This is a genomic window from Pseudomonas cichorii (assembly GCF_003700275.1).
GTDB lineage: Bacteria > Pseudomonadota > Gammaproteobacteria > Pseudomonadales > Pseudomonadaceae > Aquipseudomonas > Aquipseudomonas cichorii_B.
Map to the genome: position 1 here is coordinate 80,411 of NZ_RBRE01000049.1, position 6,670 is coordinate 87,080.

The 6,670-nt window shown below is 60.1% G+C and carries 7 protein-coding genes; 2 read left to right on the forward strand and 5 right to left on the reverse strand.

What is annotated here, in order from left to right; translation table 11 throughout:
• Nucleotides 1–30: 30 nt before the first annotated feature.
• On the reverse strand, nucleotides 31–837 hold the full coding sequence (lgt, locus tag ALQ04_RS13695; RefSeq protein ID WP_122316290.1) for a prolipoprotein diacylglyceryl transferase: 807 nt from the start codon (nucleotides 835–837) through the stop codon (nucleotides 31–33).
• Between the two features lie 51 nt (nucleotides 838–888).
• Complete coding sequence (locus ALQ04_RS13700; protein WP_122316291.1) at nucleotides 889–1,671, reverse strand: sulfite exporter TauE/SafE family protein; 783 nt, start codon at nucleotides 1,669–1,671, stop codon at nucleotides 889–891.
• 101 nt (nucleotides 1,672–1,772) lie between these two features.
• On the opposite strand from ALQ04_RS13700, the gene ALQ04_RS13705 reads away from it, so the two are divergent.
• Nucleotides 1,773–2,525 (forward strand): NRDE family protein, encoded by a 753-nt coding sequence (locus ALQ04_RS13705; protein ID WP_122316292.1) that lies wholly within the window; start codon nucleotides 1,773–1,775, stop codon nucleotides 2,523–2,525.
• Nucleotides 2,526–2,611: 86 nt separating this feature from the next.
• Here ALQ04_RS13705 and ptsP read toward each other — a convergent pair whose 3' ends face one another.
• Both ptsP and ALQ04_RS13715 read right to left on the reverse strand, forming a co-directional pair.
• Nucleotides 2,612–4,891, reverse strand: a complete 2,280-nt coding sequence (gene ptsP, locus ALQ04_RS13710; RefSeq protein WP_122316293.1) for a phosphoenolpyruvate--protein phosphotransferase — start codon at nucleotides 4,889–4,891, stop codon at nucleotides 2,612–2,614.
• A 21-nt stretch (nucleotides 4,892–4,912) separates the two neighbouring features.
• A complete protein-coding gene (locus ALQ04_RS13715; protein ID WP_025262356.1) occupies nucleotides 4,913–5,392 on the reverse strand; it encodes an RNA pyrophosphohydrolase in 480 nt (159 codons plus the stop codon).
• 142 nt (nucleotides 5,393–5,534) lie between these two features.
• Here ALQ04_RS13715 and ALQ04_RS13720 point away from each other — a divergent pair, with 142 nt between their 5' ends.
• The gene (locus ALQ04_RS13720) at nucleotides 5,535–6,191 is read left to right on the forward strand and encodes an HAD family phosphatase (RefSeq protein ID WP_122316294.1); all 657 of its coding nucleotides are present in this window, start codon (nucleotides 5,535–5,537) and stop codon (nucleotides 6,189–6,191) included.
• A 15-nt stretch (nucleotides 6,192–6,206) separates the two neighbouring features.
• Here the strand turns inward: ALQ04_RS13720 and ALQ04_RS13725 are convergent, their stop codons facing one another.
• On the reverse strand, nucleotides 6,207–6,602 hold the full coding sequence (locus tag ALQ04_RS13725) for a DUF2269 family protein (protein ID WP_122316295.1): 396 nt from the start codon (nucleotides 6,600–6,602) through the stop codon (nucleotides 6,207–6,209).
• Nucleotides 6,603–6,670 lie beyond the last annotated feature (68 nt).

Genomic DNA, 6,670 nt, shown 5'->3' on the forward strand with positions numbered 1-6,670 from the left:
CGCCGGGCAACATCACCCGGCGTTTCGGTATTAAGCCTGCTGGGCAGCAGGAGCGCGCTTGTAGGCCAGCCAGATCATGGCCAGACCGGCAATGATCATCGGCAGGCTCAGAATCTGCCCCATGGTGACCCAGCCCCACGCCAGATAGCCCAGTTGTGCATCCGGAACCCGGACGAACTCGACCACAAAGCGGAAAATTCCGTAGAACAGGGCGAACATGCCGGACACGGCCATGGTCGGGCGTGGTTTGCGCGCATAGAGATTGAGAATGATGAACAGCGCAACACCTTCCAGGGCGAACTGATACAGCTGCGAAGGATGACGCGCCAGTTGTGCCGGGTCGCTGAACGGCGGGAAAACCATCGCCCATGGCACGTCGCTTGGCTTGCCCCACAGCTCGGCATTGATGAAGTTGCCGATGCGTCCGGCACCCAGGCCGATCGGCACCAGCGGGGCAACGAAGTCCATCAACTGGAAGAAGGTCTTGCCGTTGCGTCTGCCGAACCACCAGGCCGCGAGCATCACGCCGACAAAACCGCCATGGAAGGCCATGCCGCCTTTCCACACTTCAAGGATCAGCAACGGATTGGCCAGATACGCCGAGAGGTCGTAGAACAGCACATAACCCAGGCGCCCACCGACAATCACACCCATGGCCAGCCAGAAGATCAGGTCGGAAAGTTTTTCCTTGGTCCAGGTCGGATCGAAGGCGTTCAGGCGACGCGACGCGAGCAGCCATGCGCCGCCTATGCCGACCAGATACATCAGTCCGTACCAGTGAATCTGCAGCGGGCCGAGCGAGACGGCTACCGGGTCAATCTGCGGGTAAGGCAGCATTGCAACTCCTCAATTGGAACGCTCTTGCGAGCGACTGAATCCGAAAGACAGTTAGATCAGGAAACTGACACCGACGCATAGCAGCAGCGTAGCGAACAGTCGTTTCAACAGACGTGGCGACAGTTTATGCGCCAGCCGGGCGCCGAAGCGCGCAAAAAACATACTGGTGATCGCGATCCCCAGCAGCGCGGGCAGGTAAACGAAGCCCAGACTATGCGGGGGCAACAACGGATCGTGCCAGCCCAGAATCATGAAACTTATTGCACTCGCCACGGCAATCGGAAAACCGCATGCCGCCGAGGTTGCCACGGCCTGCTGCATGGACACGCTGCGCCAGGTCAGGAATGGCACGGTCAGCGAGCCGCCGCCGATGCCGAAAATCGCTGAAGCCCAGCCAATCACCACACCCGCCGCTGTCAGCCCAGGCTTGCCGGGCACCCCGCGGCTGGCCTTGGGGCGCAGATCCAGCGCCATCTGCAGGGCGACCAGTACCGCGAAGACACCAATGATCTTTTGCAGATAAGGCCCGGCAATATAGCTGGCAGTCAGCGAGCCCAGACCCGCGCCGAACAGAATCCCCACGGTCAGCCAGGCAAAGATCGGCCAGCGTACCGCACCCAGGCTGTGATGGGCGCGAACGGAGTTGATCGACGTGAAGACGATGGTCGCCAGAGAGGTGCCGACCGCCAGGTGAGTCAACACCGACGCATCGAAACCTTGCAGGCCGAAGCTGAGCACCAGCACCGGCACGATAATGATCCCGCCGCCGACGCCAAACAGGCCGGCCAGCACACCCGCACAGGCACCCAGGGCCAGATAGAGCACAAATTCCATGGGAGCCCCCAAAATCAGTCCGGCATGTTACCGGAGCATGGCTTGATGCTCTAGCGGTGGGCGATGGATGAATCGTAGAGTGTCCGAAAAAGGAGTACCGCATGTGTCTGATCGTGTTTGCCTGGCGACCTTCCCATCCACAGCCGTTGATAGTGGCGGCCAATCGCGACGAATTCTACGCTCGGCCTGCCTTGCCGCTGGCGCAATGGCCGGATCACCCGGACGTGCACGCCGGGCGCGACCTGGAGGCGGGAGGCACCTGGCTGGGCATCGGTGCCCAGGGACGTTTTGCGGCGCTGACCAACATTCGTAACCCCGATCAGACGCTGGGCCTGCGTTCCAGAGGCGAACTGGTTGCACGCTTTCTCAAGGGCGAGCAGTCGCTGGAGGATTATCTGGCCGAAACCGCCAGCCGGATCGGTGAATACACCGGCTTCAATCTGTTAGTGGGCAATGCGCGGCAGCTTTATTACCTCAATACGCTTGACCCGCAGCCTCGGCCATTGAGTGAAGGCGTCTACGGTATTTCCAATGCTGGCCTGGACACGCCCTGGCCCAAACTGCTCAAGGCGCGGGCTGCCTTGCAGGCGCAACTGGATGACCCGCAGCCAGCAGCGTTGTTCAACCTGCTACAGGATGCCCAGCCGGCGGCCGAGGCTGAATTGCCGGATACCGGCGTCGGCCTGTCGACCGAAAGCCTGCTTTCCAGCATTTTCATCGCCAGCCCCAACTACGGAACCCGGGCCAGCAGCGTACTGATCGTCAATGCCGATGGCAGCCGACAGTTGCTCGAACACAGTTTCGGGCCGTATGGCGCAAGATTGGGAGAAGTGGAGCTGGTTTTACAGCCGTAGGAGCGGAGTCATCCGCGAAAAATCTCGCTCATTCGCAGAAAAACCGGAATTTTCGCGAAATGAATTCGCTCCTGCGGGGGTTTGCATTAATGCCCTTTGACCGACCCTGGATTGATCATCCGCGACAGGCCCAGGTTGCGCAGTGCCAGTTGCAGCGAGCTGCTGATGACTTGCGGGTTGTCGTTGGTCATCAACTGGGCCAGCAGCTCCTTGGCCTTGCTCAGGTTGATCTGGCGCAGCATCCATTTCACTTTCGGCAGGTTGGTGGCGTTCATCGACAAGCTGTCGAAGCCCATCGCCATGAGCAGCACCGCTGCCGCAGGATCACCGGCCATCTCGCCGCAGATACTCACCGGCTTGCCTTCGGCATGGGCATCGCGGACCACGCTTTGCAGGGCTTGCAACACTGCCGGATGCAGATAGTCGTAGAGGTCGGCGACGCGCGGGTTGTTGCGGTCAACTGCCAGCAGATACTGGGTCAGGTCGTTTGAACCTACCGACAGGAAATCCACCTGCCGGGCCAGATCGCGGGTCTGGTACACCGCGGCCGGAATTTCGATCATGACTCCGACAGGCGGCATCGGCACATCGGTGCCTTCGTCGCGCACCTCACCCCATGCCCTGTGGATAAGGTGCAAGGCCTCTTCCACTTCATGGGTGCTGGAAATCATCGGCAGCAGAATCCGCAGGTTGTTCAGGCCTTCGCTGGCCTTGAGCATGGCGCGGGTCTGGACCAGGAAGATTTCCGGATGGTCGAGGGTCACGCGAATGCCGCGCCAGCCCAGGAACGGGTTTTCTTCCTTGATCGGGAAGTAGGACAAGGCCTTGTCGCCGCCGATATCCAGGCTGCGCATGGTCACCGGCAGCGGATGGAAGGCCGCCAGTTGCTCACGATAGATGGCCAGCTGTTCCTTTTCGCTGGGGAAGCGCTGGTTGATCATGAACGGCACTTCGGTGCGGTACAGGCCGACACCTTCGGCGCCACGTTGCTGGGCACGAGCGACGTCGGCCAGCAGGCCGGTGTTGACCCACAGCGGCATGCGATAGCCGTCCAGCGTCACGCACGGCAGTTCGCGCAGGGCATCGAGGCCTTGCGACAGTTGCCGCTCCTCTTCAACCACCTTGGTGAACTGCTGACGCATGATGTCGCTGGGGTTGGTGAAAACTTCACCGTGATAGCCATCGACGATCAGGTCGATGCCATCCACCTTGGAATAGGGGAAGTCCACCAGGCCCATGACCGTGGGAATCCCCATGGCCCGTGCCAGAATCGCAACGTGGGAGTTACCCGAGCCCTGCACCGATACCAGACCGACCAGCTTGCCTTCCGGCACCTCGCCGAGCATCGCCGGCGACAGTTCCTCGCTGACCAGAATGGTGTTGTCGGGGTAGACCAGCGCCTGTTGCCGCGCTTCCTGAAGGTAACCCAGCAGCCGGCGCCCCAGGTCCTTGACGTCGGAAGCCCGCTCGCGCAGATAGGCATCGTCCATCAGCTCGAAACGATTGACGTGCTCGTTGACCACCGAACGCAGCGCACCCTGTGCCCATTGGCCGGTCTTGATGATATTGGTCACTTCACTGCCCAGCGAAGCGTCGTCGAGCATCATCAGGTAAACGTCGAACAGCGCCAGCTCTTCCGGCCGCAACTGGGTCGCGAGCTTGGCGGACAGGGTACGCATGTCATTGCGCACGCCTTCCAGTGCATTCTGGAACAACGCCAGTTCGGCATCGATATCATTGACGGTCTTGTCCGGCACCACCTCCAGGTCGGCAGGTGGCAGCATGACCACCGCGACACCGACTGCCGCCCCGGGAGAGCCGGCCACGCCGACGAACTTGGCTTCCTGGATGCCCTTGCCCTGGCGACCCAGGCCGCGGATCGAGCCGGTGGCTTCAGCGTGGGCGATAACGCCTGCCAGTTGCGCACTCATGGTGACGAGGAAGGCTTCTTCGCCTTCGTCGAACTGGCGGCGCTCCTTTTGCTGGATCACCAACACGCCCACCACACGACGGTGGTGAATGATCGGCGCGCCAAGGAAAGAGGCATAACGCTCTTCACCGGTTTCGGCAAAGTAGCGGTAACGGGGGTGATCGGCGGCGTTTTCGAGGTTCAGCGGCTCTTCGCGGGTGCCGACCAGGCCTACCAGGCCCTCGTTCGGCGCCATGCTCACCTTGCCGATGGAGCGCTTGTTGAGGCCCTCGGAAGCCATCAACACGAAACGATTGGTTTCGGGGTCAAGCAGATAGACCGAGCAGACCTGGCTGCCCATGGCCTCCTTGACGCGCAACACAATAATGCCCAACGCCGCCTTGAGATCCTTGGCGGAGTTAACTTCCTGGACGATCTTGCGCAGCGTATTGAGCATGGCTCGGGGTCGAACTCCGTGTCAGTCGCGCGATAAAAGGCGCGGGGCAAGCTCTTTGAGTGCGCGTCGGTACACCTCGCGCTTGAATGTCACCACTTGGCCTAACGGGTACCAATAGCTGACCCAACGCCAGCCATCGAACTCCGGTTTACCGGTCAAATCCATCCGCACCCGCTGCTCGTTGGAGATCAGGCGCAGGAGAAACCATTTCTGCTTCTGGCCGATGCATAGCGGTTGGCTATGAGTACGGACCAGTCGTTGCGGCAGACGATAGCGCAACCAGCCGCGGGTACAGGCCAGAATCTGCACATCCTGTCGTTCCAGCCCGACTTCTTCATTCAATTCACGATACAGCGCGTCTTCCGGCGTCTCCTGTGGGTTGATTCCCCCCTGCGGAAACTGCCAGGCATCTTGGTTAATACGCCGAGCCCATAGGACCTGACCAGCATCGTTTGTCAGAATAATCCCGACATTAGGACGGAAACCATCGGGGTCGATCACGGCAACAACCTCGCAAACGCATGTCATCGCATTGTTCCACAAAGGCGATCAAAGCAGCAACGAGCCTTAGCACCTTATGTGAAGTCTTGTGAAAACCTCGTATTCTTGTGCTCTTTTTTCAGCTATTTCAGCGAGTAACCGCATGCGCCTGGCTTTATTCGACCTCGACAACACACTTCTGGGTGGCGACAGCGATCACGCCTGGGGCGATTACCTCTGCGAGCGCGGCATTCTCGACACCGCGACCTACAAAACCCGCAACGACGCTTTCTATGAAGACTACCTGGCCGGCACGCTCAATCTGACCGACTACCTGAACTTCACCCTTGAAATCCTCGGTCGCACCGACATGGCCCAGCTCGATGAGTGGCATCGCGATTTCATGCGCGACTGCATCGAACCCATCGTACTGCCCCGCGCCCTGGAGTTGATCGCCAAACACCGCGACGCAGGTGACAAACTGGTGGTCATAACTGCCACCAACCGCTTCGTCACCGCGCCCATCGTTGCCCGCCTTGGCATCGACACCCTGCTGGCGACCGAGTGCGAGCAGGTCGACGGGCGCTATACCGGCCGCACGACAGGTATACCCTGCTTCCGTGAAGGCAAGGTGACCCGGCTCAATCATTGGCTGGAAGAGAATGCATTCAGTCTGGAAGGCAGCTATTTCTACAGCGACTCGATGAATGACCTGCCATTGCTGGAGCAGGTTGCGCATCCAGTGGCCGTCGATCCGGACCCGAAACTGCGCGCAGAAGCAGAGAAGCGTGGCTGGCCGGTGATTTCACTGCGCAAATAAACAGCAGTGCATGCCTCAAGCCGGTTTGAACAGCATCAGACCGGCAATCGCGACAAAACACCCGGCACTGACAATGGCCAAGGCCAGGGTGACTCTGGAGTTGCCTGCCTTGCCAGCCAGTCGGCTGACCAGCCACAGCCAACTGAAAAGCCCCGGCAGGTAGAGCACGCTGCTGGCCAGGATCCAGGTCTGCCCCAATGACCAGCCGAGCAGATGCACCAGCCACCAGCCGCTGAATGGCAGGATCGCCAGGCACAGGGCCATTAACAGCCAGATAAACAAGGTGGGGCGCTGCAAGAGGCCATCATGAGTCCGCCTTCTGAAGACCTGCAAAGCCAGTCCGAAGGCGCTTGTCAGCAGCAAGGCGATTGCAGCTACATGCAGGGTTTTCAGCGCTGTGACGTATTCCACTTTGTGGCATTCCTCGCAGGCGAAGCTTTATTGAGCGTAGCACCAGGCACAAGCGAATTCATTCGCGA

Bases quoted from the DNA above. Each gene is read 5' to 3' on its own strand.
- lgt (WP_122316290.1), bottom strand. From the start codon at position 837: ATGCTGCCTTACCCGCAGATTGACCCGGTAGCCGTCTCGCTCGGCCCG.
- ALQ04_RS13700 (WP_122316291.1), bottom strand. From the start codon at position 1,671: ATGGAATTTGTGCTCTATCTGGCCCTGGGTGCCTGTGCGGGTGTGCTG.
- ALQ04_RS13705 (WP_122316292.1), top strand. From the start codon at position 1,773: ATGTGTCTGATCGTGTTTGCCTGGCGACCTTCCCATCCACAGCCGTTG.
- ptsP (WP_122316293.1), bottom strand. From the start codon at position 4,891: ATGCTCAATACGCTGCGCAAGATCGTCCAGGAAGTTAACTCCGCCAAG.
- ALQ04_RS13720 (WP_122316294.1), top strand. From the start codon at position 5,535: ATGCGCCTGGCTTTATTCGACCTCGACAACACACTTCTGGGTGGCGAC.